Annotated in this window: 30 protein-coding genes; 16 read left to right on the forward strand and 14 right to left on the reverse strand. The window is 67.0% G+C overall.

The window, feature by feature from the left end; translation table 11 throughout:
- Positions 1-32: 32 nt before the first annotated feature.
- A complete protein-coding gene (locus V7672_RS00110) occupies positions 33-1,352 on the reverse strand; it encodes a PAS domain S-box protein (protein ID WP_335622646.1) in 1,320 nt (439 codons plus the stop codon).
- Positions 1,353-1,550: 198 nt separating this feature from the next.
- On the opposite strand from V7672_RS00110, the gene V7672_RS00115 reads away from it, so the two are divergent.
- A complete protein-coding gene (locus tag V7672_RS00115; RefSeq protein ID WP_335622647.1) occupies positions 1,551-2,246 on the forward strand; it encodes a pirin family protein in 696 nt (231 codons plus the stop codon).
- Between the two features lie 40 nt (positions 2,247-2,286).
- Here the strand turns inward: V7672_RS00115 and V7672_RS00120 are convergent, their stop codons facing one another.
- Positions 2,287-2,910, reverse strand: a complete 624-nt coding sequence (locus V7672_RS00120; RefSeq protein ID WP_335622648.1) for a methyltransferase family protein — start codon at positions 2,908-2,910, stop codon at positions 2,287-2,289.
- A gap of 151 nt (positions 2,911-3,061) precedes the next feature.
- On the opposite strand from V7672_RS00120, the gene V7672_RS00125 reads away from it, so the two are divergent.
- On the forward strand, positions 3,062-3,328 hold the full coding sequence (locus V7672_RS00125; RefSeq protein ID WP_335622649.1) for a hypothetical protein: 267 nt from the start codon (positions 3,062-3,064) through the stop codon (positions 3,326-3,328).
- Here V7672_RS00125 and V7672_RS00130 read toward each other — a convergent pair.
- From V7672_RS00130 to queC, 3 genes are read right to left on the reverse strand one after another with little or no spacing between them, the layout of a single operon-like run.
- Complete coding sequence (locus V7672_RS00130; protein ID WP_335622650.1) at positions 3,325-3,696, reverse strand: 6-pyruvoyl trahydropterin synthase family protein; 372 nt, start codon at positions 3,694-3,696, stop codon at positions 3,325-3,327. The genes V7672_RS00125 and V7672_RS00130 overlap by 4 nt on opposite strands.
- Positions 3,693-4,325 carry a 7-carboxy-7-deazaguanine synthase gene (gene queE / locus V7672_RS00135; protein ID WP_335622651.1) on the reverse strand — a complete coding sequence of 211 codons (633 nt, stop codon included), beginning with the start codon at positions 4,323-4,325 and terminating at the stop codon, positions 3,693-3,695. Before queE ends, V7672_RS00130 begins: the two co-directional genes overlap by 4 nt.
- A complete protein-coding gene (queC, locus tag V7672_RS00140; protein ID WP_335622652.1) occupies positions 4,322-5,038 on the reverse strand; it encodes a 7-cyano-7-deazaguanine synthase QueC in 717 nt (238 codons plus the stop codon). The genes queE and queC overlap by 4 nt, the downstream gene beginning before the upstream one ends.
- Positions 5,039-5,237: 199 nt before the next feature.
- Between queC and V7672_RS00145 the strand changes: the two genes are divergently transcribed.
- The 9 genes from V7672_RS00145 to V7672_RS00185 all read left to right on the forward strand — a co-directional run bounded on the left by V7672_RS00145 (position 5,238) and on the right by V7672_RS00185 (position 11,041).
- On the forward strand, positions 5,238-6,863 hold the full coding sequence (locus tag V7672_RS00145; protein WP_335622653.1) for a response regulator: 1,626 nt from the start codon (positions 5,238-5,240) through the stop codon (positions 6,861-6,863).
- Between the two features lie 57 nt (positions 6,864-6,920).
- The gene (locus tag V7672_RS00150; protein ID WP_335622654.1) at positions 6,921-7,382 is read left to right on the forward strand and encodes a PaaI family thioesterase; all 462 of its coding nucleotides are present in this window, start codon (positions 6,921-6,923) and stop codon (positions 7,380-7,382) included.
- On the forward strand, positions 7,379-7,774 hold the full coding sequence (locus V7672_RS00155; protein ID WP_335622655.1) for a PaaI family thioesterase: 396 nt from the start codon (positions 7,379-7,381) through the stop codon (positions 7,772-7,774). Before V7672_RS00150 ends, V7672_RS00155 begins: the two co-directional genes overlap by 4 nt.
- A 65-nt stretch (positions 7,775-7,839) precedes the next feature.
- Positions 7,840-8,217: a hypothetical protein gene (locus tag V7672_RS00160; protein WP_335622656.1), complete on the forward strand. Its 378-nt coding sequence runs from the start codon at positions 7,840-7,842 to the stop codon at positions 8,215-8,217.
- Between the two features lie 33 nt (positions 8,218-8,250).
- A complete protein-coding gene (locus V7672_RS00165) occupies positions 8,251-8,601 on the forward strand; it encodes a hypothetical protein (protein WP_335622657.1) in 351 nt (116 codons plus the stop codon).
- A 90-nt stretch (positions 8,602-8,691) separates the two neighbouring features.
- Positions 8,692-9,120, forward strand: a complete 429-nt coding sequence (locus V7672_RS00170; RefSeq protein ID WP_335622658.1) for a hypothetical protein — start codon at positions 8,692-8,694, stop codon at positions 9,118-9,120.
- Between the two features lie 26 nt (positions 9,121-9,146).
- Positions 9,147-9,446: a hypothetical protein gene (locus V7672_RS00175; RefSeq protein WP_335622659.1), complete on the forward strand. Its 300-nt coding sequence runs from the start codon at positions 9,147-9,149 to the stop codon at positions 9,444-9,446.
- Positions 9,447-9,582: 136 nt separating this feature from the next.
- Positions 9,583-10,170, forward strand: a complete 588-nt coding sequence (locus tag V7672_RS00180; protein ID WP_335622660.1) for a hypothetical protein — start codon at positions 9,583-9,585, stop codon at positions 10,168-10,170.
- A 235-nt stretch (positions 10,171-10,405) separates the two neighbouring features.
- Positions 10,406-11,041: a S24 family peptidase gene (locus V7672_RS00185; RefSeq protein ID WP_335622661.1), complete on the forward strand. Its 636-nt coding sequence runs from the start codon at positions 10,406-10,408 to the stop codon at positions 11,039-11,041.
- A 61-nt stretch (positions 11,042-11,102) separates the two neighbouring features.
- On the opposite strand, the gene V7672_RS00190 is transcribed toward V7672_RS00185, so the two are convergent.
- The 3 genes from V7672_RS00190 to V7672_RS00200 form a co-directional block, all read right to left on the reverse strand.
- Complete coding sequence (locus tag V7672_RS00190; protein WP_335622662.1) at positions 11,103-11,582, reverse strand: SH3 domain-containing protein; 480 nt, start codon at positions 11,580-11,582, stop codon at positions 11,103-11,105.
- 193 nt (positions 11,583-11,775) lie between these two features.
- Positions 11,776-13,446: a lysine--tRNA ligase gene (locus V7672_RS00195; protein WP_335622663.1), complete on the reverse strand. Its 1,671-nt coding sequence runs from the start codon at positions 13,444-13,446 to the stop codon at positions 11,776-11,778.
- The gene (locus tag V7672_RS00200; protein WP_335622664.1) at positions 13,430-13,966 is read right to left on the reverse strand and encodes a hypothetical protein; all 537 of its coding nucleotides are present in this window, start codon (positions 13,964-13,966) and stop codon (positions 13,430-13,432) included. Before V7672_RS00200 ends, V7672_RS00195 begins: the two co-directional genes overlap by 17 nt.
- A 93-nt stretch (positions 13,967-14,059) precedes the next feature.
- On the opposite strand from V7672_RS00200, the gene V7672_RS00205 reads away from it, so the two are divergent.
- Positions 14,060-14,518, forward strand: a complete 459-nt coding sequence (locus V7672_RS00205) for a DUF305 domain-containing protein (protein WP_335622665.1) — start codon at positions 14,060-14,062, stop codon at positions 14,516-14,518.
- On the opposite strand, the gene V7672_RS00210 is transcribed toward V7672_RS00205, so the two are convergent.
- Positions 14,519-15,979 (reverse strand): response regulator, encoded by a 1,461-nt coding sequence (locus tag V7672_RS00210; RefSeq protein WP_335622666.1) that lies wholly within the window; start codon positions 15,977-15,979, stop codon positions 14,519-14,521.
- 95 nt (positions 15,980-16,074) lie between these two features.
- Here V7672_RS00210 and queA point away from each other — a divergent pair, with 95 nt between their 5' ends.
- The gene (gene queA, locus V7672_RS00215; protein WP_335622667.1) at positions 16,075-17,130 is read left to right on the forward strand and encodes a tRNA preQ1(34) S-adenosylmethionine ribosyltransferase-isomerase QueA; all 1,056 of its coding nucleotides are present in this window, start codon (positions 16,075-16,077) and stop codon (positions 17,128-17,130) included.
- A 242-nt stretch (positions 17,131-17,372) separates the two neighbouring features.
- On the opposite strand, the gene V7672_RS00220 is transcribed toward queA, so the two are convergent.
- Genes V7672_RS00220 through V7672_RS00230 form a run of 3 tightly spaced genes read right to left on the reverse strand, consistent with a single transcriptional unit; the run spans position 17,373 to position 20,435 of the window.
- A complete protein-coding gene (locus V7672_RS00220) occupies positions 17,373-18,383 on the reverse strand; it encodes a Kelch repeat-containing protein (RefSeq protein WP_335622668.1) in 1,011 nt (336 codons plus the stop codon).
- A gap of 3 nt (positions 18,384-18,386) precedes the next feature.
- Entirely contained in the window at positions 18,387-18,956 is a 570-nt protein-coding gene (gene rsmD / locus V7672_RS00225) for a 16S rRNA (guanine(966)-N(2))-methyltransferase RsmD (protein WP_335622669.1), read from the reverse strand.
- Positions 18,957-18,962: 6 nt separating this feature from the next.
- Positions 18,963-20,435, reverse strand: a complete 1,473-nt coding sequence (locus V7672_RS00230; RefSeq protein ID WP_335622670.1) for a pseudouridine synthase — start codon at positions 20,433-20,435, stop codon at positions 18,963-18,965.
- A gap of 12 nt (positions 20,436-20,447) precedes the next feature.
- Between V7672_RS00230 and tadA the strand changes: the two genes are divergently transcribed.
- Positions 20,448-20,942 carry a tRNA adenosine(34) deaminase TadA gene (gene tadA / locus V7672_RS00235; RefSeq protein WP_335622671.1) on the forward strand — a complete coding sequence of 165 codons (495 nt, stop codon included), beginning with the start codon at positions 20,448-20,450 and terminating at the stop codon, positions 20,940-20,942.
- Positions 20,939-21,343, forward strand: a complete 405-nt coding sequence (locus V7672_RS00240) for an MliC family protein (protein WP_335622672.1) — start codon at positions 20,939-20,941, stop codon at positions 21,341-21,343. The genes tadA and V7672_RS00240 overlap by 4 nt, the downstream gene beginning before the upstream one ends.
- Here the strand turns inward: V7672_RS00240 and aroB are convergent.
- Together aroB and V7672_RS00250 are read right to left on the reverse strand one after the other, a co-directional pair.
- Positions 21,340-22,443: a 3-dehydroquinate synthase gene (aroB, locus tag V7672_RS00245; RefSeq protein WP_335622673.1), complete on the reverse strand. Its 1,104-nt coding sequence runs from the start codon at positions 22,441-22,443 to the stop codon at positions 21,340-21,342. The genes V7672_RS00240 and aroB overlap by 4 nt on opposite strands.
- Complete coding sequence (locus V7672_RS00250; RefSeq protein WP_335622674.1) at positions 22,440-23,018, reverse strand: shikimate kinase; 579 nt, start codon at positions 23,016-23,018, stop codon at positions 22,440-22,442. Before V7672_RS00250 ends, aroB begins: the two co-directional genes overlap by 4 nt.
- 54 nt (positions 23,019-23,072) lie before the next feature.
- Here V7672_RS00250 and V7672_RS00255 point away from each other — a divergent pair, with 54 nt between their 5' ends.
- Entirely contained in the window at positions 23,073-23,990 is a 918-nt protein-coding gene (locus V7672_RS00255; RefSeq protein WP_335622675.1) for a tyrosine recombinase, read from the forward strand.
- Positions 23,991-24,028 lie beyond the last annotated feature (38 nt).

A 24,028-nucleotide genomic window follows, 5' to 3' on the forward strand; every position in this document is an offset into this window, starting at 1 on the left:
GGCCGTGTGCGCGGAACTAGCCCCTCCAGGTTTCAGAGCAGAAACGCGACTTCCACAACCAGCCCCGTCGGCTCCCATTTGCGACTGAGGGTGCCGTTCAACTGGCTTACGACACTGGCTTTGAGCGATGACCCGAAGCCTTCGCGCGTGGGCGCGACGACCTCCGGACCGCCGGACTCGTGCCACACAAGCCTCACCTGACGTTCGTCAAGCGTCCAGGTGACCGAGACACGGCCGCTACCACTGCTGCACGCCCCGTATTTATTGGCATTGGTCGCAAGTTCATGCAGCAGCATGCTGATTGGCTGGACCTGCTCGGGCGAAAGCTCGACCTCGGGACCCGACACATCCACGCTTTCCTTGGGGCAGAGTGCTTCCAGCTCTTCCCGGACGACGTCCCCCAGAAGCCCGCCTTCCCATTTCCGGCTGGCCAGGGATGTCTGGGCTCGCGCCAGGGCGCTGATGCGCCCGACCAGAGCCTGCTTGTAGGTTTCAAGATCATCAGCGCGCGTCAGCCGCGTGAGCGACTGCACGATCGAAAGCACGTTGCGCGCCCTGTGGTCGACCTCGTGCATCAGAAGTTTGCGCGCTTCCTCCCTGCGCTTTTCTTCGCTGATGTCTCGCGCCTCGATCACAGTGCCGATGACGTGCGCTTCGTCGTCACGGATCGGGCTTGCGGTGAAGGCGACCGGGTAGAAGGAGCCGTCCTTATGGACAAAGACCTCCTCACCCTGCGTTCCGGCCTTCTCGGGGAAGGCCCGGTCGATGGCGCACTCCGAGAGCGGGAAGGGCGAGCCATCCGGACGGGTATGGTGGATCACATCGTGCAGCGGGCGTCCGGTCGTTTCGTGAAACGCATATCCGGTGAGCTTCTCGGCCGCCCGGTTCATGAACACACAGTGCTGTCGCTCATCCATCAGGAAGACGGACATGGTCGTATTGCTGAGTATGCCGTCGAGTCTCCGGGCCGTGTCCCGGAGCTCGGACTCGATGCGGCGGTAGTCTGTCGTGTCCTGGATCGCCGCATAGTAAACGGCGTCATCGCCATCGACGAACAACTGCAGTTTCACCGCGACGTTATAGTCCGTTCCATCCTTGCGCCGGTGAACGGTGTCGAAGTCCAGCCTTTCGACCTTGCCCGCCTGAAGCGGCTCAATCAGGGCGAGGAAGGCGTCGCGGGTAATGAACGGCTTGAGGTCCCACGGGGTGAGACCGGCCAGCTCTTCGATACTGTATCCCAGATTGTCCCGGGCACCCTTGTTCACCAGCCGGAACAGGAAATCCCTGGCACCGAATATATAGACTTCGCTCGCGGCTCCCTCGACGATGCGGCCAAGGCGTTCACTCGTCATACCTGCGGAGTTTGGCATGATGGGTAAGCTGTCGCTCCGACGGGAAAAGTCATGGGTATCCGTATATAAGCGCCAAACGTGTGGCAATGATCCCGACACGCCGTGCGTAAGCCCCCTTTTCGTCACCGACACTGTTACCTATATAGCGGCCGAACCGACGCGGGCTGACCCGCGTTTCGTCCTCAGGGAGAGCGCATCATGATCGACGTCAGACCCTTCGACAGTCTCGGCGGGGCCGACCACGGGTGGCTGAAGGCCCGCCACCACTTCTCGTTCGCCAACTATTACGACCCGAACCGCATGAGCTGGGGGCGGCTGCGCGTCTGGAACGATGACGAGATCGCCGCCCAGTCCGGCTTTCCGCCCCACCCCCACGCCGACATGGAGATCATCACCTATGTCCGCACCGGGGCCATCACCCACGAGGACTCGATGGGCAATCGCGGCCGCACCGGGGCCGGCGACGTCCAGGTGATGAGCGCGGGCACGGGCGTGCGTCACTCCGAGTTCAACCTCGAGGACGAGACCACCACCCTGTTCCAGATCTGGATCGAGACCGACAAGCCCGGCGCCAAACCCGGCTGGGGCATGAAGCCCTTCCCGAAGTCGGACCGCAGCGGGAAATTCCAGGTGCTGGCCTCGGGCAATCCGGACGACGGCGCGCTGGACATCAACGCCGACGCCCGCGTGCTGGGCGCCACCCTCAAGGCCGGCGAGAGCCTGACCTATGAGCTGGCCGAGGGGCGACGCGCCTATCTGGTGCCCGCTGTCGGCACGGTCGAGGTCAACGGCACGGCCCTGAATGCCCGCGACGGCGCGGGGATCAAGGACGAACCGACGATCACAGTCACTGCCCGCGAGGATGCCGAACTGGTCATGGTCGACAGCCGATGACGGCCGGGGGCGACGGGGGAAACCGCGTCGCCCTTTCGCCCTAGGGCAGGCTGAACAGGATGTGGACCCAACCGACTTCCTGGGCCTTCTCCAGCGCCTCGAACAGCGGAACGGCGATGAAGAAGGCCAGCCCGTCGCGAAGGGTCGTCAGGAAGAACACCGGCTTGATCTCCAGTGTGTCGGTGTCCTGCCATTTGGAGAAATCGGGCCAGAAGCGCGGCGTCCGCGCCTTGTACGCCCGGTAGGGCTCGCCGAAGGTCGTCTCCAGCCAGGCCTCCTCCTGACGAACCGTCAGATAGAAGACCCCGACCGCGATCAACAGGAACAGGACGGCGATGGTCACGCTGCCGGTCTGGGCGCCCATGCCGAACGCCCCCATGAAACTGAAGACGTACAGCGGATTGCGGCTGATCGAATAGGGCCCCCGACTGACGATCTCGGCCTTCTTTCGGCCGCCGATGTAGAGAGAGCACCAGGCCCGACCGACGACGCACAGGGCGATCAGGCCGATGCCCACCGCCTCAAGACCTTCGTGAACACGCGTGTCGCCGCCCAGACTGTGGCTGATGGCAGCCAGGGCCACGACCGCGACGATCGCGAGCGCCAGCGCGCCCTTCCGGATCAGCTGCACCCGGCGCAAATGGTGCGGATCAACCATGGTCATTGCAAGGCTCCGTGCAGGACTGATGTGTCGTCATTCCACCATCAGCGGCAAATGCCAAGCTTTAGCCGTGAGCGGTTCACCGCCAGCCATCAGGCTTAACAGGGTCTTCATGCAGACGGGCTAGGTCCGATTGAAACTGGAGACGACACCCATGACCGCCCGACGCATGATCTCGCTCGCCGCCCTCGCCGGCGCGACCCTGATGCTGCAGGGCTGTCTGGTGGGAGCGGTTGTGGGCACCGGGGCTGCGGTCGTCGGTGGAACGGTCAAGGCAACCGGGGCCGTGCTGGGCGCCGGCGTCGATGCCGTCACCACCTCGGATGAGGAAACCCGTCTGAAACGCGAACGCGAGCAGCGGGACTACGAGCGCGAGCAACGCCGCTGCGAACAACGCCGGGCCCACGGGCGCGACTGCTAGAGCGTCAGCACGCACCGCTCATTGATCGTCGGGCGGGCCACCTGGATACGGCACAGGCCCGGCCAGTCGGGCTTCATCCGCTTGGCGAACCACAGGCACAGGTTTTCGAGACTGGGCATTTCCAGCCCCGGCTTTTCGTTCAGCAGGCCGTGATCCAGCTCTTCCGCCGCCGCCTTCAGGGCACGGTCCAGCGCGCCGAGGTCCGCGACCCAGCCATGCTCGGCATCCAGCGTCTCCGAGCGCACCGTCGCCTCGACCGTGAAGGAATGGCCATGCACGCGGCGATAGATGCTGCCCTCCGGCTCGTTCGGAAAGTGGTGGGCCGCGTCGAAGGTGGCCTGTTTGGTGATCTCGAAGCTGGGCATCAACGCACGCCGATATATTTGTGGGTCTGGACGCTCAGGCGCCACTGAGGGTGGGTCAGGCAGTAGTCAAAGGCTGCGGCGGTGTTGGCCTGAACGTCCGGGCCATCCATCGGCTGCAGCCAGAACCGTTCGAAGGCCAGGTCCTCGAACCGCTCGGGACGGGCCGTGTCCTGCGGATAGACCAGCTTCAGCTCCTGGCCCGAGGTCTGGACCACCGGCGCACCGGCCTTGGGGCTGACGCAGATCCAGTCGATGCCGGCGGGTGCCGCGATCGTGCCGTTGGTCTCGACCGCGATGTCAAAGCCACGCGCATGCAGCGCCACGATCAGGGCGTCATCCAGCTGCAGCAGCGGTTCCCCGCCCGTGCAGACCACCAGCGGCCGCCCGCCCTGCCCCGTCCAGAACCCGGCGACATGGTCCGCCAGCGCCTCGGCCGACGCGAACTTTCCGCCGCCGTCGCCGTCCGTGCCGACAAAGTCCGTATCGCAGAAGCTGCAGACCGCCGTCGCCCGGTCCTGTTCGCGTCCGCTCCAGAGGTTGCACCCGGCAAAGCGCAGGAAGACGGCCACTTGCCCGGCCTGTCCGCCCTCGCCCTGCACGGTCAGGAAGGTCTCCTTCACCGAATAGGTCATGCGGCGACCCATTCGGCATGGCCCCGCGCGCGAAGCTCGCACGCCGGGCAGCTGCCGCAGCCATAGCCCCAGGCGTGCCGCTCCGACCGGTCGCCCCGGTAGCAGGTGTGGCTGGCCTCGAGGATCAGCTCGACCAGCGGCTCGCCCCCGATCCGATGCGCCAGAGCCCAGGTATCGGCCTTGGTCAAAGCCATCAGCGGCGTCTCGATCCGCACCGGCTGATCCAGACCCAGCGACAGGGCCTGTTCCATGGCGTCGATCGTCTCGCGGCGACAGTCGGGATAGCCGGAGAAATCCGTCTCGCACATGCCGCCGACCAGCACGTCCAGCCCGCGCCGGTCGGCCAAAGCCGCCGCGACGCTCAGGAACACCAGATTGCGCCCCGGCACGAAGGTGGTGGGCAGGCCCCGCGCGTCCATCTCCATGGCCTTGTCGGCCGTCAGCGCGCTCTCGGCGATGGCGCCATAGCCCGTCAGATCGACGACATGGTCCTCGCCCAGCCGCGCCGCGCGGTCCGGCAGCGCCCCTGCCATGCCGGCGCGTACCGCCAGCCGGGCCTGCATCTCGACCGCATGGCGCTGGCCATAGTCGAAGCCAACGGTCTCGACGCGGGCATACCGTTCCAGCGCCCAGGCCAGGCAGGTCGCACTGTCCTGCCCGCCCGAGAACAGGACGAGGGCCGAGGCGGCGGGCTGTTGGTCCAAAGCGCTCATGACAAATCTGCGGTCGGCCGTCTGGCCGCGCGCATGCGAAAAAGCCCGTAAAGGCGGGAGACGCGCCTCATACACCCGCGACCGGGTCGATGCAAAAGCGCCAAAAATGCGGCAGGAAAACGAGAGTTTCCCACGTTTACCAATCTGCAAATGGTTGTCGGTTAAGCCTCACATCCAGTTGAGGGAGTATCGGTCAGTTATGCCGACGATCGAAAAGCTGACCGAAAGGGCCACACCGGTCCCGCCAGAGACCCTCGGCGCGGCGATTTTTGCGCACTTCAAGGATTTTCCTGACACGCTGGTGATACCGGTGGTCAAGGACGACCGGCCCGTGGGCCTGATCGAGCGCAACGCCTTTCTGCTCAAGGTCGCGGGGCCCTTCGGCCATGCCCTTTATGGCAACCGCCCCATCACCGAACTGATGGACGACGAGCCCTCGGTGGTCGAGGCCGGCGTCCGCATCGACAGCTTCTGCGACGCCATGCTCAGCTCGGGGCCCGGCGCCCTGACCCGGGGCTTCATCGTCACCCGCAACGGCAAATACTGGGGCATCGGCACGGTCATCTCGCTCTTGAAGGCCATCAATGACGACCAGCGCCGCCAGAATGCAGAGCTGACCGAACAGGCCCGCGTCCTGTCCGACACCCGCACCCAGGCCCTGTCCGCCGCCCGCGCCAAGAGCCAGTTTCTGTCGATCATGAGCCATGAGCTGCGCACGCCACTGAACGGCGTGCTGGCCGTAGCCGAACTGCTCCGTCGCCAACCGCTGAACCCCACGGCCCAGTCGCACGTCCAGACCATCGTCGACTCGTCCGAAGTGCTGCTGCAGATCCTCCAGGACGCCCTGGACCTTTCACGCGCCGAGGCCGGCGAGCTGGACATCAATCTGCAGCCCACGCCACTGCGCGCCCTGATGGACGACGTCGCCGCCATGTGGGAGCCGCGCGCCTCGCAGGACAATGTCCACCTGGTCGTCAGCTATGAGGGCGACACCGAACTCGCCGCCAGGATCGACCCGGTTCGCATCAAGCAGATCTTCAACAACCTGATTGGCAATGCGCTGAAATTCGCCCGCAACGGCATGGTCGAGGCCGGGCTGAAAGCGTGGATCGAGGGCGACCGCGTCGTCATGCAGGCCCGTGTCCGCGACGATGGCCCGGGCGTCCCTGCGGACCGGGTCGATGTGATCTTCGAGCCCTTCGTGCACGGCTCGGGCCCCGATGGTGCCGGTCTGGGTCTGGCCATCTGTCGCCAGATCATGGACCGGATGGACGGACGCATCTGGGCCGAGAACAACCCGGGCCGGGGCGCGACCTTTGCCTTCGACATCTCGGCCGAACGTACCGAGCGGCCGGTCGAGGCCGACAGCAATGTGTCGGACATGGTCGAGTCCGACATGTTCGCCAATCCGCACATCCTGATCGTCGACGACAACGCCACCAATCGCGTGGTCGCCCAGGCCCTGTGCGAAATGTTCGGCTGCACCTCGGAAACCGCCGACGACGGCATGGAGGCGCTGGACGCCATCAAGGAACGCGACTTCGACCTGGTCTTGATGGACATCAAGATGCCGCGCATGGACGGGCTTCAGGCGACCCAGGCGATCCGCAAGCTCAAGGGGCCGATGCGCGATGTGCCGATCATCGCCCTGACCGCCAATGCCGACCCCGAGGACGCCCGCCGCTATATCGCATCCGGCATGGCCGCCGTGGTCGAAAAGCCGATCAAGCCCGAACGCCTGCGCCATGCGATGAACGCCGCCTTGGCCGCGCCCCAGCTGGAGGTCGAAGCCACGACCGGCGGCCCCCAGGTCGCCGCAGGCTGATATCTCCGACACCCAACGGCCATTTGCATGCGCCGTCCCGCGCGATAAGCACGGGGCATGGACGTTCCCGCAATCGCCCCGCTTCTGCCGCAGCTGGCTTCTGGCGCAGCCCACGCCCACGCGCTGGGCTTTACCTATGAATCGCTGGAGGGCGACCGGGTTCGCATCCGGGTGCCCTGGCGCGAGGATCTGGTCGGCGATCCGGACACCGGCGTGATCGCCGGCGGTGTCGTCACCACCCTGCTCGATCATGTGGGCGGCCTGGCCGTCTGGGTGTCGCTGGACAACTTCAAGCCCCTGGCCACCCTGGACCTGCGCGTCGATTATATGCGTGCGGCCCGGCCCCGCACCGATCTGATCGCTGAGGCCCGCTGTTATCGCCTGACACGGTCGATCGCCTTTGTCCGCGCCTGGGCCTTCGAGGATGCGCCCGATGACCCCGTCGCGGCTGCCCAGTCCGCCTATATCCTGACCACCGCCCGGCCCGAGCGCCGCCCGAAGCCGGAGGCCGGGGAATGAGCCGCGTGATCGAGGCCATGCCCTATGCGCGCTTCCTCGGCCTGACCGCGGAACAGGCCGAGGATATCCTGACGGTCACCATGCCGTTTTCCGACCATCTGATCGGCAATCCAATGCTGCCGGCCCTCCATGGCGGATCGACGGCGGCCCTGCTCGAGATCACGGCCATGGCCCAGGTGGCCGAGAGCTTTCCCGGCATGCACCTGCCCCGGCCGATCAATGTCTCGGTCGCCTATCTGCGCTCGGGGCGGCCCCAGCACGTCTATGCCCGGGCCCGCATCAACAAGGCCGGGCGGCGCGTCGCCCATGTCCTGGCCGAGGCCTGGCAGGAAGATGAGGCCCAGCCCATCGCCGCCCTGACCGCCCACTTCCTGCTTGAAGATAGCTTTTAGTTGTAAGTCGTAATTAGTCATGGTTGCATCGCCCGGTGGCAGTTCGCCACGGGGGAGATTCGCACATGACACGTTCCGACATCGGCCAGACCCTGGCCCTTCGCCTCTTTGCGGCCGAATCGGCCATAGACGCCGCCCTGATCCAGACCGCCCGGCTGGCCGCCTATCTGCCCGAGGCGCGGGCCGAGGCCTATCTGTCCGCCGTCACCGGCCAGAAGGCCTTTGAAGACACCGCACAATCCGTTCTGGCCCTGTCCGAAGCCCGCGGCCACATCGTCCGAACCCACGGCCGACTGGCCGCTCTCGCCCGTAGTCTGGGGCTCGACGTCCTTGCGGTCGGACCGGTCGACAAGCCTGAGGATGAGCCGCCGATCGGCGGCGGCGGCACATCTGGCCTTATTTGCTCGAAAACCCCTGTTTCAAGGAGGCCTGAAGCGTGTTAAGGTTTGCTTAACCATAGTTGCTTGGAGGCTTTCATGGACCGAACTCAAGTCATCGCTGGCGTCGCAAAGGATCTGCACGCTACGGAAAAGGCCATTGATGCGGCCATCACCCAGACTACCACCCTGGTCCAGTCCATGATCGGCGCCCGCGCCCTTCTGGAACTCTCGCCGGTTGCCGGCGCCGGCAGCCAGGCCAAGGCCATGGAAACCATCGCCGCCCTCGGCGAGGCCCGCACGGCCATCGTCGCCTGCCATGCCGAACTGCAAAAAGACCATCGCAAGATGGGCTGGGGCGTCTACGCCGTCGGTCCGGTGAACAAGCCCGACGACTGGGAAACTCCGGTGGGCGGAACGCCGCCGTCCAACCACCTGCGCGTGGCCTGAATTCGGCGTAATGTTTGACACCGGACATTCCGGTAAGACCCGATTCAATGCATGATCGCCCTCTGAGTGTTTCGCTCAGGGGGCGATTTGATGTTTGACACCCTCGCAGCACAGATCGGCGCCGTTTTCATCGTGCTGGTTCTGGGGTTCGCCTTCCTGAAAGGCGAGGAGACCGAGCGGATCGCCGCTGGCGCCTATGGGCTTGGCTGGCTGGCATCTCTGCTGGTCCAGACCGACAGCGATCTCTACAGCGCCCAGTGGAGCATGATGGCCATCGATGTGGTCATGCTGCTGGTGCTGGGGGCGCTGGTGTGGAAGTCGCAGCGCACCTGGCCGACCTGGGCCTGCGCCGCCCAGTTGCTGGTGGTCACTGCGCATGTGCTGATGACGCTCGACATCCGCCCCTCGATTTCCTCCTACTACACCGTCATCAACCTCGCCGGTTACGGCGTCCTCGTCGCCCTCGCCGTCGGCACCTTCTGGGCCTGGCAAGAACGCCGCGCGGCGGGGTTTGAGTAGGCGATGATCAAGTTTGAGGAAATCAAATGGCCCTGAACGTCAAAGGATGCCACTTCTACGACAATGGGGCCGGCATCCTAACCTCCTTGAAAACCGAGGTTAATCTTACTGACAGCTCCTTCGCGGGGAACGATGTTGGCGTAGCTATGATGGCGGATATTTCGCCTAAGCTGGTCAAACAATTGCGGCTTCTAGCCGAGTCGAACACGCCACCTGAAAAGATCGAACCTCGTGTCCTCGCGCGCTTCAAGAAAGCGGGGATCGACATCATGGACTGGGTCGGACGAGGGAAGACACTATTCGAAATTTATCAGATGCTTAGCTGAGAAACTTCTCAGATCGAACTTTGCAATTGATCTGTAGGTATTGTTTGAACCGTCTTAGTTTGCGGCGGGGTGGCAAGCATTCGCTTAATCACTTCGTCGCAGCGCTCGGTCGTCTTGCCGGGGCAACTAGGTCTCCATGAAAACAAAAGCCATCACTCAGGCCAATGACCGCCTCAGGCGCGCCAAGGCTGCCCTCGCACGGGTCGCATCAGCCTCCTCATTCGAGGATCTATCAGAAGCATGGTCTGACTTCCTGCTTCTTTCAAACGGCGTCTATTTTAAGCTAGCGCTTGGTGCGGTGGGGTGCGGGAAGAGCGAAGCGTGGCGCGGACGAAAAAGGCGTGAGCGAAAGGTGGATGAACTGCTGCAATACCTTCACCAGGCCCGTAACTCCGACGAACACGGGATCGAACCAGTCGCCGAAATGAAGGGAAAACTCAGCATCAGCGGCTTTGGCTACCTCAGAGGCCTCGTAGCCATTCCCCTTGAAGACGGGAGCGCCAAGATCGCGCTCGACGCAGACCCCGAAGTCGAGGTTTCCTTCTCCACCTATGCTGCCTTGGTCCCGGTGACGAACTCCGAACATGGCGACACTTTCCAGGTCCCGACCTGCCACCTAGGCCATGCCCTTGTTAATCCGACACCCCAGCGCGCCGGGAAGCTCTTCGTCTCTTACCTTGAGCGCCTTATCGCAGAAGCGGCTGAGCTGCCCCAGAGAGGCTAGACGCTCGGATTCCATGGCGTAGTAAATAGCGGACACCATGGACTCGGCGCTTGAGCCGCGCGCCTCCCTGAAGGCCTCGACCCCGACGCGCTTCATGGCCATAGAAATACCAACGAGTTCAATGGTTCTGCCATATCGGTGTGCCTAAGGTATGTTTTGTGCATAGTTAGGCTTCTTTTCCTATATCCTGTGCTTCTGATTCGCGTGTGGGGACTCCCATTCGCCGGAGGTATTTGTGCCGCTCACTCATGGGCAGATATGGCGGGGGCTGGACCGGCTGGCGCAGGCCGAGGGGCTGACGGCCTCGGGGCTGGCGCGGCGGGCGGGGCTGGATCCGACCGCCTTCAACCCCTCCAAACGCCTGGGGCCGCCGCCCGAGGCGCGGCCACGCTGGCTCTCGACCGAAAGCCTGACGCGGGTGCTGGCGGTCTGTGGCCTGTCTCTGGGCCAGTTCGCGCGTCTGGCCGAGGATGCGGAGGAGCCGCCGACCGCCGTGCCGCTGCTGGGCCTCGCCCAGGCCGGTCAGGACGGCTTTTTCGACGAGGCGGGCCTGCCGACCGGTGAGGGCTGGCTGGAGACCGACCTGCCCCAGCCGCGCGACGGACTGTACAGCCTTGAGGTGTCGGGCGAGTCCATGGCGCCCCTGTATCGCCCCGGCGACAAGCTGATCGTCGATGCCGAGCCCCGGCCCGTGCGGCGCGGCGACCGGGTGGTGGTGCGCACCCACTCGGGCGAGACCCTGGTCAAGGAAGTCGAGCGCACCGATGCGTCCGGGCTGAGCCTGCTTTCGATCAATCCGGACTTCCCGCCGCGTCAGGTGGCGCGCGCCGATCTGGCCTGGGTGCGCCGCATCCTGTGGGTCAGCCAATAGGCACACGAAAACGGGGCGCGCCCTTGCCGGACACGCCCCGCTCGTCAGGTTTGCGACCCGATCAGTAGGTCAGGTAATGGGCGCTGACCCAGCCGCCGTTGCTCAGCTGGACCCATTCGCCCTCCGAACCGGTGGCCTGAACCGACTGGCCGGCGCTCAGGCTGCCGATCTGGCGATAGTTGGTGCCTGGGCCCGAACGGATGCGCAGATTGCTGGTGGCGCGAAGGGTGGTGGCACCCTGCGACTGCTGGGGCGCCTGACGGGCCCGCTCACGCTGCTGCTGACAGCCGATGTAGGAGCCGGCCGCTGCACCGGCGGCCGCACCGGCCACGGCACCCAGTTCACGCTCATTGCTCGACACCTGGCTGCCCGCCAGGGCGCCCAGCACGCCGCCGATCACGGCGCCGGTCTGTTGGCGGCCGCCGGGGGCGTCGCAGTTGGTGATGCCATTGGCCGACTGGGCACTGGCGATGCCGGGCACCGCCGACATGGCGACAAGGGCCGCACCGGCCATCAGAACTCGATTGATCATCTTCGACATGACTCACTCCTTCAGTGGGGTCGTGTCGTGAAAATGCGCAGCCGCGCACAAAGGCTCCCATGAACGGGCCGTTGTTTTCGGTTCATATTCATTGCGCTATCGCTCGCGACGCGGTCGCTCGCTGCTTGAGCGCGATATGTCCTCCCCCATCGGGGGAGGGGGACCATGCGCAGCATGGTGGAGGGGGCCGCCCCTACCCCGCCAACTCGCCCCGCGCGCCCTTTTCGATCAGGTCGATGGTCTGGGGCAGGCCATAGATGGCGGCGAACGAACCGAAGCGCGGCCCCTGCGATGCGCCCAGCAGCACCTCATACAGTGCTCCGAACCACGCCCGCAGCGGCTGGAAGTCGTACGCCTTGCCGACGGCATAGACCTCACCCTGAATGACCTCGCCGTCGGTGGTGTCGGCCGGCAGGGCCTTCAGCCGCGCGGCCAGATCCTCGAACGCCGCCCTCTCCTGCTCGGTCGGGGCACGATAGGTCTTGGAGGGCTTCACGAAGTCCTCGTAATAGTTCAGCGCATGCCCCATCAGCCGGTCCAGCGTCGGCTCATTCTCCGGCGTGGCATCCGGCAGGTATTTGGCGAAATAGGCCCACAGCTGGTCCTTGGTCGAGGCATTGGCCACGCCCACCAGGTTCAGCAGCAGGCTGAATGACACCGGGCTGGCGACCTTCGGCGGGGCACCCGCATGGATCGACCAGACGGCATTGTCGATCTGCTTGGCCGGTTCCTGCGTCTGGAACTGGTCGATGAAGCTCAGATAGTCGTCGATCGCGCGGGGAATGACGTTGAAGTGCAGGCTCTTGGCCGACTTCGGCGACTGGAACATGTACCAGCTGAGCGACTCCGGCGTGCCGTAGCGCAGCCACTCGTCCATCGTCAGGCCATTGCCCTTGGACTTCGAGATCTTCTTGCCCTCGATGTCCAGGAACAGCTCATAGTTGAAGCCCTCCGGCGGGGTGCCGCCCAGCGCCCGGCAGATCTTGGACGCCTCGCGCACGCTCTCGATCAGGTCCTTGCCAGACATTTCATAGTCGACGTCCAGCGCGGTCCAGCGCATCGCCCAGTCGGGCTTCCACTGCAGCTTCACATGGCCGCCGGTTACTGGCACTTCGGTGCGGCCGCCTGCGGGGTCATCAAAGACGATGGTGCCGGCCTCGACATTGCGCTCCAGCGTCGGCACCTGCAGCACATGGCCGGTGACGGGGCTGATCGGCAGGAAGGGCGAATAGGTGGCGCGCCGCTCCTCCCCCAGCGTCGGCAGCATGATGGCCATGACCGCCTCATAGCGCTCCAGCATCCGCAGCAGGGTCGGATCGAATCGGCCAGAGCGATACTGCTCGCTTGAGCTCATGAACTCATACTCAAAGCCGAAGCTGTCGAGGAACGCCCGCAGCCGCGCATTGTTGTGGGCACCGAAGCTGTCGTGCGTGCCGAACGGATCGCGCACCTTCGTCAGCGGCAGGTGCAGGTCTTCCTTCAGCATCTCGGGGTTCGGCACCCCGTCCGGCACCTTGCGCAGCCCGTCCATGTCGTCCGAAAACGCGATCAGGCGCGTCGGCCAGTGGTCCCCTGTCAGGGCGCGAAAGGCGTTGCGCACCATGGTCGTGCGCGCCACCTCGCCAAACGTGCCCATGTGCGGCAGGCCGGAGGGGCCGTAGCCGGTCTCCAGGATCACAGGCCGCTGCAGCGCCTCAAAGGTCGCCAGCGCCTCATCCGCCTTGCCCGCATCGATCAGCAACCGCGCGGCATTCAACTCGGCGTCCGACAGCCGCTTCTTCAGCACATGGGCCAGAAGATTGCGGGCTTGTTCGAACGGCCACGAGCGGGCCTCACGGGCGAGGGTTTCAAGGTTCTGCAGCATGCTCCAGCGTTTGACCCGCTACGCCGCTCCGGTCAACGGCAGAGCCGGCCTGGCGATCCATGCGGCTGGCGCTGACCACACAGGCCAAGCCCCCCAGCACCACGACGACATCCTCGATCAAGGCGCCCTTCACCGGTCCCACCGCCGCGGTGCACCGGGCCCGGGCCTCCAGGCCGACAAAGGCCGACGGCACGGCAGCCGCCATGGCCAGCAGCCCGCCCAGCCGCGCCCGTCCGGGCGGCGCCAGCGCTATCCCCGCCATGCAGGCGCTCAGGGCCCGCGCCATCAGCGCCCCGGGTTCGGTCCGATCGGGCGCGGACGGTTGCTTGTCGCCCAGCAACTCGCCCAGACCCAGTACCAGCGCAACGGTCTTGCCGACGCGACTGCCCAGCCCCGCCGGGCGTCCGGGTGTTCTCACACCCATCAGGGATGCACCCGCGATCAGGGCTCCGGGGGTCATGGACCGTGAACCGGCGACGGCGCCGATCAGGAACGAGGGGAGCAGATTCAGATGTCGCATGGGGAGTGAACACCCGGCGGCGCCGGGGGTTCAGAGGGATCGAACCGGGGCGGCGGTCATTGTTCCTGCACGAGAGGAATGGAGGACAATCCGATGACCTACCGCCGCTTCGCCGCCATGATCGCGGTCTCGACCGTCATCATGTACGGCCTGATGTATCTGAATACCTACCAGTTGAGCCACGTCCACTTCAGCGAAACCCGCCTCTACATGGCCCTCCTGATGGGGGCGACCATGGCCGTGGTCATGCTGGGCTTCATGTGGTCCATGTACAAACAGCGAGCCGTCAATCTCGCCATCGTCGGCGGCGCGGTGATCGTCTTCGCCGGCAGTCTGTGGCTGGTCCGAAGCCAGGCGACCGTGGGCGACACGGCCTATATGCGCGCCATGATCCCCCACCACTCGATCGCCATCCTGACCAGCGAGCGCGCCAACATCGAGGATCCGCGTGTCCGGCAGCTGGCGGATGAGATCATTGAGGCCCAGCGCCGCGAGATCGCAGAGATGGAAGTCCTGATCGCCGATCTGGAAAGCGATCCGCCCGAACCCTGATCAGGCGGCTGCAGCGACTGCTTCCGCCCACGACTCACGCCAGGGGCGGCTGGCCTGGGTGAACAGCTTGTCGAACATCTCGGCGGCGTTCAGCGGCTTGGCGATACAGTCGTCCATGCCGACGGCGAAATAGAGTTCGAGTTGCTCGGCCAGGGTGTTGGCGGTCAAAGCGATGATCGGCGTCGCCGCAACCTCGGTTTCCAGCGCCCGGATGCGGCGCGTGGCCTCGACGCCGTCCATGACCGGCATCTGGATGTCCATCAGGATCACGTCCCAGCCACCCTTGCGGGCCGCCTCGACGCCCTCGGCCCCGTCGTCGGCGGTCTCGCAGATCACGCCTTGTGCGGCCAGCAGGGTCGAGACCAGCACCCGGTTGCTCTCATTGTCATCGACATAGAGGACGACCATGGCGCGCCCCTCACCCTCGTCCTCCGCTGACGCCTCGGGTGCGGATGGTATGCCGGGGTTCGCAGCCGACTCCGGCAGCGTCGGCGCGTCGCTATCAAGCGGAGCACCCCAGTCGTCGCGGTGCGACAGGTCGATCATCTGTTCCAGCACGACATGCAGCGTCTGGCCCGCGGCGCGGATGCGCCCCACATGGCCCGCCTGCTCGGGCTGCAGACCCGCCGTGCCCAGCACATCGGCAAAACCCATTACCGCGTTCAGCGGCGTACGCAAATCGTGCGACATCTGGCTGAGGAAGGCTTGCCGCGCCTCGGCCATGGCCACCTTCTGCTCGGCGGCGGCGCGGGCGGCCTCGGCCTCGACCCGGTCGGTCACGTCCCGCTCGTTCAGCAGCACGCTGACCGCCCCCGTCACGGGATCCAGCACAGGTCGACAGTCGATGTGGTGCCAGCGGGGCCCATCGCGCGTGGTCATGCGATGAACCGCGTCGGTCGCCTGCCCGTCGAGCGCGTTCTGCAGCACGGCACGACCGTCCCCGGCCTCCGAGAACCGCGCGACCAGACCGACGCCCTCGCCATAGGTCGCAAAGGCTCCCGGATTGGCGAAGAGAACCGCGTCCCCGGCGTCGAACAGGGCGACCGGTCCGGCCGAATGGCGCAGGGCCTCGACCGCGCGCCGTTCCTCTTCGCCGACCTCGGTCTCGGTGGCCTCAAACAGCAGCACACGGCGGCCGTCATCCAGGGTGACCGTCGAGATCATCGCCTTGACCGTCAACGGCTGGCCCCTGGGGTAAAAGGTCCAGCGTTCCTGGACGCTGTCGCCGCCCGCTGTGACCGACCTCAGCCGGTCCGTCCGCGCCCTCACTGCCGGCGAAAGCGCCGAAAAATCCCGGGCCAGAAGCTCTTCCAGATCGGTCGCGCCCCACAGGGCCAGCGCCGCGCTGTTGGCATAGACGCCAAAGCAGCTGTCCGGGTCGAACAGCCAGACTGCCCGCCTGAGACTGTCCCAGGCCGTCAGTTCCGCGCCGTCCGCCAGCCTGGGAAGTGTAACAGTCATAGGGACTTATCGGCGACAAGCCCTGAAGCAACCCTTAAACCCTGCGCGGCCCCGGCTTGACCCGACGGCGCCAGCGTGACCAAAACCGCCGCCGCATGAAGACCGCCGATTTCGACTTCGACCTGCCCGAGGACCGTATCGCCCTGCGACCGGTCGAACCGCGCGCTTCCGCCCGGCTGCTGGTGGTGCGCGAGGGGGGGCTTGAGGACCGGATCGTGCGCGATCTGCCGGACTTCCTTCAGCCTGGCGACGCCCTCGTCTTCAACGATACCCGGGTCATTCCCGCGCGCCTGTCAGGCACACGCCATCGTATCGGGCCTGACGGACAGTCTCTGACCGTGGCGGTCGAGGCGACCCTGCACCACCGTGACGCGCCCGATGTCTGGTCGGCCTTCATGAAGCCCGGCAAGCGCATCAAGCCCGGCGACCGCATCGCCTTCGAGCATCTCGAGGCGGCCGTGGTCTCCAAGGGCGAGGACGGCCTCGTCACCCTCCAGTTCGACCTGTCCGGCCCCGCGCTGGATGACGCCATCCGCCAGATCGGCGTCATGCCCCTGCCCCCCTATATCGCCGCCAAACGGGCCGAGGATGATCGCGACCGGACGGATTATCAGACGGTCTATGCCGAGCATGACGGCTCGGTCGCCGCACCGACGGCGGGCCTGCACTTTACCCCGTCCCTGCTGGACGCCATCCGGGCGAAAGGCGTCAGCACCCACGCTGTGACCCTGCACGTCGGCGCGGGCACCTTCCTGCCGGTCAAGGTTGATGACCTGTCCGAGCACCGCATGCACAGCGAATGGGGCACGGTGTCAGCAGAGACCGCCGAAGCCCTGAACCGCGTCCACGCCGCCGGTGGGCGGATCGTGTGCGTCGGCACCACCTCCCTGCGCCTGCTGGAGTCGGCCACCGGCGAGGACGGTGTGATCGGACCCTTCCATGGGGACACGGCCATCTTCATCACCCCCGGCTACCGCTTCCGCGCCGTCGATGTGCTGATGACCAATTTCCACCTGCCGAAATCGACCCTGTTCATGCTGGTCTCGGCCTTCGCGGGTACGGAAGCGATGAAGACCGCCTACGCCCACGCCATCGAAAACGGCTATCGCTTCTACTCCTACGGCGACGGCAGCCTGCTGTTCCGGGCCTGAACGCACGCCGTCATCCTCGGGCTTGACCCGAGGGTCGGTCCGGGCAGGCGCCTCCTGTCGAGGGCGACGCCGATTCTCGGGTCGAGCCCGAGAATGACGATGGGTTGAGGGCAGCAGATAGGATAGCCGCCCCCACATTCCCTAACCCTTTCAACACCCTCACCGTTTCCCGGACCGCTTTTCCCGCCCTCCAACCCGCCGCAAAAACGGACGGGGGCGTCAGCGTGCGCCTACGGGACGCCTTAAAACTCGAAAACCTCGACCGTGGCCCCGGCCTTGCCTCCCGACACTACCTCACCGCCGGCGATGGCGTACAGTCGATCTCCCACGACGGCGGCGGCAAGGCCGTGACGCGGGGTGATCATGTCTGGACCCCGAGCCCATGCGTCGGCTGCCGGGTCATAAATCCAGGTCTCGGGAAAGACGCCGCCGCCTCCCGGCGCGAACCATTCGCCGCCGAACGCGACCAGCTTGCCACCCAAGGCGCCCATGGCCAGGCCGCCGCCGACCTGCTGGCCGCTGTCGGAGACCGGGATCGGTGCCAGGGTGTCCCAGCGGTCAGCCGCCGGATCATAGCGATCCAGCCGTCCGGTGCCGCCGCCCCGCACCGTGCGACCGCCCGCGACCCACAGGGCGTCGTCCAGCACGGCCGCCGCTGCGCTGTTCCGCGCCATCGGGGCGGGGGCCTGCGTTTCCCACCGGCCCGTCGCCGGGTCCAGCGCCAGATGGGTGTCGACATCGCCCTGATCCGGCCAGTTGCCATTGGCCGGAGCGATCGGCGAGCGCCCGCCGACCAGATGCACCCGCCCGGCCACGAGCGCCCCGACCGCCTCGGCCTGCGGACGCGGCAAGGGGTCGAGCGAGCTCCAGCTGTCGCCCTCCAGCACCCAGGTCTCAAGGCTGTTGGTCCATTCGCCGCCCTCGCCCCGGCGATAGCCACCGATGGCCAGAACCCGTCCGGCGCCGTCTGCCACCACCATCGGGTGGTGACGCGGCTGGGGCAGAATCGGCCCCTCGGACCAGGTGCCGGTCGTCGTATCGAGGATGGCGACCCGCCGCTCGATGTGCAGGGGCTCACCCTGACGCGCGACCAGACCACCCGCCGTGAAGATCCGGGTGCCGGTGGCCGCCGCATAAATCTCCTGAGCGGGCCAGGGCATGGCCGGGGCCGCGCTCCATCCGCCGCTTGCGACCCGGCCCGGCCCCATCACGCCGAGAGCGGCCCCGGTGGCCAGAAAACTGCGTCGATCCATGCCTCACACCCCTTCGTGCCGCAGGAACAGCACGGCGGCCGCGCCATAGGTCCGCTGATCCAGTCGCGCATAGCCGGGTGTCTCGATGTCCGGATCGTTCGCCCCCCGTTCGACCACGACGATCGCGCCAGGGGCCAGCCAATTCCCCTCACGCAAGCGGTCCAGCGTCTGCTCGCCCAGACCCTTCCCGTAGGGCGGGTCCAGAAAGGCCAGGGTAAAGGCCTCGCCCGCCGAGCCGGGCCGCACGCCCAGATCCGTGGCATCGCGCCGGTGCACCCGGGTCGCCCCCATCAGGCCATAGGCATCGGCGTTCTCACGGATCGCGCCGCGCGCCTCGTCCGCCGTCTCGACGAACAGGCAAAACGCCGCGCCCCGGCTCATCGCCTCAAAGCCCAGCGCGCCCGAACCGGCGTAAAGGTCGATGACCCGCGCCCCGGTCAGGGGTTCGCTCCACGTCGCATGCTCCAGCACATTGAAGACGGCCTGCCGCGCGCGGTCGCTGGTCGGGCGGGTGCCCTGCCCCTCCGGCGCCACGATGGCCCGGCCCTTAAGCCGTCCGGCGACGATCCTCATCGCGGATCAGCCCTTGCGTCCCGGTCCCGGACGCCCGGCGGGACGGCCACCCGGCTTGCCCGGTCCACCGCGGCCCGGCGGACCCGAGCGGGGGCGATCGCCGCCCGGCCGTGCGCCAGCAGGCTTGCCCGAGCGGGGCTTGTCATCCCGCGATTTGAAGTCCCGGGCCGGGCGGTCGCCCGAGTCCGACCGGGGCTTGTAGTCGCGCTTCGGACCATCGCCGGTCGGGCGGGCCCCATAGGCGCGCCTGGGCCGATCGGCGTCCTCGGCGCCCGGAGCCCCGGCGCGGGGCTTGAAGTCCCGCTTGGGATGGCTGGTGCGCGGCGCGGCCTTGGCCCAGCCTTCCTTCTTGGGGGCCCGGCGACCGGTCTCGGCGCGCTCGGCGGCCTCGGTCGTGGCGACGCCCGCGGCGCGGACCCGGCTGGGCTTGCGCGACGGGTCCGACAGGGCCGAGCCCGACTTGCCGACCACCACCGGGCCGCGGGGGCGCCGTCCGGGGATCGGCGCCGGGGTCGCAACCGTATTGCCCTGCGGCAGGTTCTCGGGGCGGATATGGTCGGCCAGCATCTCGCGGATCACGCGCGGGCCGATCTCCTCGACCGAGCCGACGGGCAGCGTGCCCAGCTGGAACGGGCCATAGGCCAGACGGATCAACCGGTTGACCGTCAAACCGACCGACTCCAGCACCTTGCGGACCTCGCGGTTCTTGCCTTCAGTAATGGACACGCTCAGCCACAGATTGGCCGGGGCGTGGCCCTCGTCGCCGACCTTTTCCTTGGCCTTGTCGATGGTCGCCTCGATCGGGCCATAGTGGATGCCGTCCACGGTCGTGCCGGTCTTCAGCGTATCCAGCTTTTCCTGGGTGATCCGTCCGCGCGCCCGCGCCCGGTACTGTCGCACCAGGGCCGAGGTCGGCAGTTCCAGCGCCCGGCTCAGCTCGCCGTCGTTGGTCAGCAACAGCAGCCCCTCCGTGTTCAGGTCCAGACGACCGACCGAGATCACCCGCGGCAGGCCGCTGGGCAGGGCGTCGAACACCGTCGGCCGGCCCGCCGGATCCATGTGCGAGGTCACCAGCCCGGCCGGCTTGTGATAGCGCCAGACGCGCGTCGCCTCGGCCGCCCCCACCGGCTTGCCCTTGACCGTGATCACATCGTCGCGGGTCACCAGCGTCGCCGGCGTGTCCAGAATCTTGCCGTTGACCGCCACCTGGCCCAGACCGATCAGCCGCTCGACCTCGCGACGGCTGGCGATGCCGGCGCGCGCCAGCGCCTTGGCAATCCGCTCGGTGCGCTTCGGCGCGGGCTTGCCGCCGGACTTGTCATCGCGGGAGGGCTTGTCCCCCCGGGGCCTGTCGCCCCTGGGCTTGTCACTCCGCGGCTTGTCGCGGTCGTACTTGCCCCCGGGTTTGCGGTCGGCAAAGGCGCCGCCCTCTTGACGCGGGCGGGGCTTCTTGTCGTTGTCTTTTGAATGGCGGTCCATGATGAGCGGTTCATGCGCATGGCATTGGCCCTGGCGCAAGCGGCGGCGGACGTGGACGAGGTCCCTGTCGGCGCAATTCTCGTTGATGAGTCGACCGGAACCGTCGTCGCTGAGGGGTCGAATCGGCCCATTTCGACCTGCGATCCCACCGCCCATGCCGAGATCGTGGCCCTGCGCGCAGCGGCCGAAAGTCTCGGCAACTATCGCCTGACCGGCCTGACCCTCTATGTCACGCTGGAGCCCTGCCCCATGTGCGCGGGCGCCATCAGCCTCGCCCGCATCGGACGCGTCGTCTGGGCCGCGGATGACCCCAAGGGCGGCGGCGTCCGCCATGGCCCGCGCATCTTTGACCAGCCGACCTGTCACTGGCGTCCCGCAACCGAAGGCGGGCTTTTGGCCGACGAAGCCGCCGGTCTGTTGAAACGATTCTTCCGGGCGCGGAGAGGAACAGCCCGGCCTCACAGCCGTTCCGACCCACAGTCGCCTGTGGAGGGGCAAAGCGAATGATACGATCCCTGCTGATGCCTGCCCTACTGGTGGCCGCCCTGTCCGCCTGCGACGAACCCACGCCGGTGACCTCGGACGGAGACGCGGTCCAGCAACGCGCTGTCGAGGCCCAGACGGCCCGCAGACGCACCGGGGCAGAGATCCAGGAGCGCATGCTGCACCGGGAGGTCAAGGCTGCCTATGTGTGCGTTGGAGGGGACCGTCTGACGGTCGACTTCGACAATGCGCGCGAGATGGCCACTGTGCGCAATTCGATGGGCGAGGCCTTCGACCTTCATCTTGAGCGGGCCGAGACCGGCATCTGGTATCGCGCCAGCGGCACCGAACTGCGCGGTGAAGGGACCACCGCCGTCTGGACCGTCAAGGACCGTGAGCCCGTCGAATGCCGGGCCGTCGACTAGCCGGCGCCGACCGCTTTCAGGAACGCCCGAACCCGCCCCGCATCGACATCTTTCGCGACGAAGGCCTCGCCGATGGCCCGCGCCAGAACCAGCGTCAGGCGGCCGCCCTCGGCCTTCTTGTCCTCGGTCATGCGGGCCAGGATCCCCTCAGCCGGGAAGGCGCCCGCCGCGGCCAGCCGCGTCGGCAGTCCCGCGGCCGCCACGACCTCTGCCACCCGCTCCGCATGTGAAGGCGCGCACAACCCCTCCTGCGCCGAAAAACCAAACGCCAGCACACAGCCCAGCGCCACCGCCTCGCCGTGGGTCAGCACCGTCTCGTCAAAGCCCAGCTCGGCCTCCAGCGCATGGCCAAAGGTGTGGCCGAGGTTCAGCAGGGCCCGGGCCCCCGCCTCCTTCTCGTCTGCACCAACCACGGCGGCCTTGATCCGCACAGACCGCTCGATGGCATCGGCCAGCGCGTCGTCCGCCACCCCGACCGGGTCGCCGACCGCCGCGAGCCGGTCGAAATAGGCTGCATCGCCCAGCAGGCCGTGCTTCAGCATCTCGGCCCAGCCCGAGCGCAACTGACGGGCCGGCAGGGTCTTCAGCACATCCGTGTCGGCCAGCACCCGGCGCGGCTGGTGAAACGCCCCGACCAGATTCTTGCCGCGCGGCGTGTCGATGGCCGTCTTGCCGCCCACCGACGAATCCACCTGGGCCAGCAGGGTTGTCGGGACCTGAACGAAGTCGATGCCACGCATGAACAGGGCCGCGGCCAAGCCAGCCAGATCGCCGATCACCCCGCCGCCCAGCGCGATCACCAGACTGGACCGGTCCAGCCCTTGCGCCATCAGGCCGTCCAGCACCCGTTCCAGCTGGCCGAAGGACTTGCTGGCCTCCCCCGCCGGCACGACCACCGACCCGGCCCGGGCCCCCGCAGCAGCCAGCGCCTCGACCACGCCCGCGCCATACAATCCAGACACCGTCTCGTCCGACACCACACAGACCGCACGCCCGGGCCGCACCTCGGCAATCCCGCCGATCCCGGCCAGCAGCCCCGGCCCGATGACCACGTCATACGGACGAAACCCGTCGCCCGAGACCTGCACGACCCGGCTCATGACGCCTGTCCCTGACGGTGCGCGGTGATCGCCGCGATGATGGTGTCGACGGACTGCGAATGGGCGCCTGTCCCCACATCGACCGTCACATCGGCAAAGGCGTAGATGGGATAGCGGACCTCGGCCATGCGCTTCAGCGTCTCCAGCGGGTCCCGGCCGCGCAGCAGGGGCCGCGTGTCCCGCCGCCGCACCCGCTCGGCCACCACCTGCAGGTCGGCGCGCATCCACACCGTCAGGGCCTTCTCCTTCAGCAGCGCCCGGGTATCGGGGTTCATCACCGCCCCGCCGCCGGTCGCCAGCACCATGGGCGGCCCCTCGACCAGCCGCTTCATCACCCGCGCCTCGCCCGCCCGGAACTCCTCCTCGCCATACAGGGAGAAGATATCCGAGACCGTCATGCCGGCGGCTTCCTCGATCTCGGTGTCGCCATCGGCAAACGGCAGGCCCAGTCGCCGGGCCAGCCTGCGCCCGACGGTCGACTTGCCCACGCCCATCAGCCCGATCAGGGCAATGGGGCGGTCAACGGTTACCGTCGCGACAGTGTCGGGCTTGGCGTCAGAAGCGGCTGGGGTCATGATCCTTTCGACCTCTACACCATGGCGCGCAACGCGCCACAGCCAAGGCCGGATGTGACCCCCCAGATCGAAGCCTTTCTGGAGATGATGGCGGTCGAACGGCATGCCGCGCCCAATACCCTGGCCGCCTATGGTCGCGATCTTGCCGATGCCGAAGCGACGCTCGGCCAGACGGGCGGATTGATGGCGGCCGATTCGCAGGCGGTGGAGGCGTGGTTTACGGGCCTGTCGCAGTCTGGCCTGTCGGCAGCGACGGCGGCTCGGCGGCGCTCGGCCGTGCGCCAATTCTACCGCTTTGCCCTGTCCGAGGGCTGGCGCAAGGATGACCCGTCCCGCCGTCTGGAGGCTCCGGCGCGCGGCCGCCCCCTGCCCAAGGTACTGAGCCGCGACGAGATCGAGCGCCTGTTCGAGCGCCTGATGGAGCGTGACGGCGCCTCGGCCCTGCGTCTGCTGACCCTGGTTGAGTTGGCCTATGCGTCAGGCCTGCGCGTCTCTGAACTGCTGGCGCTCCGGGTCGAGCCCTTCCGTCGCGATCCCGACCATCTGATCGTGCGGGGCAAGGGCGGCAAGGAGCGGCTGGCCGCCATCGGTCCCGCCGCCCGTCGCGCGGTGCAGGCCTGGCTGGCCGTGCGTGACGCGGCGCGGAAGCCAAAATCGCCTGACAGCGTCTGGCTGTTTCCCTCGACCGGGGCCTCGGGCCACCTGACCCCGCGCCGCTTCGCCCAGTTGTTGGAGCAGGCGGCGCTCGACGCCGGGCTGGAGTGCGGCCGCGTGACCCCGCACGTGCTGCGCCATGCCTTTGCCACCCATCTGCTGGAAGGCGGCGCCGATCTGCGCGTCGTCCAGACCCTGCTGGGCCACGCCGACATCTCGACCACCCAGATCTACACCCACGTCGCCCGCGACCACCTGGCCCGCGTGGTCCGCGACAAACATCCCCTTGCCCGCCCTCCCCGGCATCAGGAGGACTGAACCCCGCTTGCTCCCCGGCGTTTGGCCCACTAGGTTCC

Origin of the sequence: Brevundimonas sp. (genome assembly GCF_036963785.1) — a bacterium.
GTDB lineage: Bacteria > Pseudomonadota > Alphaproteobacteria > Caulobacterales > Caulobacteraceae > Brevundimonas.

What these genes read in the sequence shown, in the direction of transcription:
- V7672_RS00125 (WP_335622649.1), top strand. Translation starts at nt 3,062, where the DNA reads ATGACCGCCCGACGCATGATCTCGCTCGCCGCCCTCGCCGGCGCGACC.
- V7672_RS00175 (WP_335622659.1), top strand. Translation starts at nt 9,147, where the DNA reads ATGGCCCTGAACGTCAAAGGATGCCACTTCTACGACAATGGGGCCGGC.
- V7672_RS00165 (WP_335622657.1), top strand. Translation starts at nt 8,251, where the DNA reads ATGGACCGAACTCAAGTCATCGCTGGCGTCGCAAAGGATCTGCACGCT.
- V7672_RS00150 (WP_335622654.1), top strand. Translation starts at nt 6,921, where the DNA reads ATGGACGTTCCCGCAATCGCCCCGCTTCTGCCGCAGCTGGCTTCTGGC.
- queC (WP_335622652.1), bottom strand. Translation starts at nt 5,038, where the DNA reads ATGAGCGCTTTGGACCAACAGCCCGCCGCCTCGGCCCTCGTCCTGTTC.
- tadA (WP_335622671.1), top strand. Translation starts at nt 20,448, where the DNA reads ATGCGCATGGCATTGGCCCTGGCGCAAGCGGCGGCGGACGTGGACGAG.
- aroB (WP_335622673.1), bottom strand. Translation starts at nt 22,443, where the DNA reads ATGAGCCGGGTCGTGCAGGTCTCGGGCGACGGGTTTCGTCCGTATGAC.
- V7672_RS00115 (WP_335622647.1), top strand. Translation starts at nt 1,551, where the DNA reads ATGATCGACGTCAGACCCTTCGACAGTCTCGGCGGGGCCGACCACGGG.
- queA (WP_335622667.1), top strand. Translation starts at nt 16,075, where the DNA reads ATGAAGACCGCCGATTTCGACTTCGACCTGCCCGAGGACCGTATCGCC.
- V7672_RS00110 (WP_335622646.1), bottom strand. Translation starts at nt 1,352, where the DNA reads ATGACGAGTGAACGCCTTGGCCGCATCGTCGAGGGAGCCGCGAGCGAA.
- V7672_RS00170 (WP_335622658.1), top strand. Translation starts at nt 8,692, where the DNA reads ATGTTTGACACCCTCGCAGCACAGATCGGCGCCGTTTTCATCGTGCTG.
- V7672_RS00195 (WP_335622663.1), bottom strand. Translation starts at nt 13,446, where the DNA reads ATGCTGCAGAACCTTGAAACCCTCGCCCGTGAGGCCCGCTCGTGGCCG.
- rsmD (WP_335622669.1), bottom strand. Translation starts at nt 18,956, where the DNA reads ATGAGGATCGTCGCCGGACGGCTTAAGGGCCGGGCCATCGTGGCGCCG.
- V7672_RS00250 (WP_335622674.1), bottom strand. Translation starts at nt 23,018, where the DNA reads ATGACCCCAGCCGCTTCTGACGCCAAGCCCGACACTGTCGCGACGGTA.
- queE (WP_335622651.1), bottom strand. Translation starts at nt 4,325, where the DNA reads ATGACCTATTCGGTGAAGGAGACCTTCCTGACCGTGCAGGGCGAGGGC.
- V7672_RS00220 (WP_335622668.1), bottom strand. Translation starts at nt 18,383, where the DNA reads ATGGATCGACGCAGTTTTCTGGCCACCGGGGCCGCTCTCGGCGTGATG.
- V7672_RS00210 (WP_335622666.1), bottom strand. Translation starts at nt 15,979, where the DNA reads ATGACTGTTACACTTCCCAGGCTGGCGGACGGCGCGGAACTGACGGCC.
- V7672_RS00230 (WP_335622670.1), bottom strand. Translation starts at nt 20,435, where the DNA reads ATGGACCGCCATTCAAAAGACAACGACAAGAAGCCCCGCCCGCGTCAA.
- V7672_RS00240 (WP_335622672.1), top strand. Translation starts at nt 20,939, where the DNA reads ATGATACGATCCCTGCTGATGCCTGCCCTACTGGTGGCCGCCCTGTCC.
- V7672_RS00120 (WP_335622648.1), bottom strand. Translation starts at nt 2,910, where the DNA reads ATGACCATGGTTGATCCGCACCATTTGCGCCGGGTGCAGCTGATCCGG.
- V7672_RS00180 (WP_335622660.1), top strand. Translation starts at nt 9,583, where the DNA reads ATGAAAACAAAAGCCATCACTCAGGCCAATGACCGCCTCAGGCGCGCC.
- V7672_RS00200 (WP_335622664.1), bottom strand. Translation starts at nt 13,966, where the DNA reads ATGCGACATCTGAATCTGCTCCCCTCGTTCCTGATCGGCGCCGTCGCC.
- V7672_RS00205 (WP_335622665.1), top strand. Translation starts at nt 14,060, where the DNA reads ATGACCTACCGCCGCTTCGCCGCCATGATCGCGGTCTCGACCGTCATC.
- V7672_RS00160 (WP_335622656.1), top strand. Translation starts at nt 7,840, where the DNA reads ATGACACGTTCCGACATCGGCCAGACCCTGGCCCTTCGCCTCTTTGCG.
- V7672_RS00190 (WP_335622662.1), bottom strand. Translation starts at nt 11,582, where the DNA reads ATGTCGAAGATGATCAATCGAGTTCTGATGGCCGGTGCGGCCCTTGTC.
- V7672_RS00155 (WP_335622655.1), top strand. Translation starts at nt 7,379, where the DNA reads ATGAGCCGCGTGATCGAGGCCATGCCCTATGCGCGCTTCCTCGGCCTG.
- V7672_RS00145 (WP_335622653.1), top strand. Translation starts at nt 5,238, where the DNA reads ATGCCGACGATCGAAAAGCTGACCGAAAGGGCCACACCGGTCCCGCCA.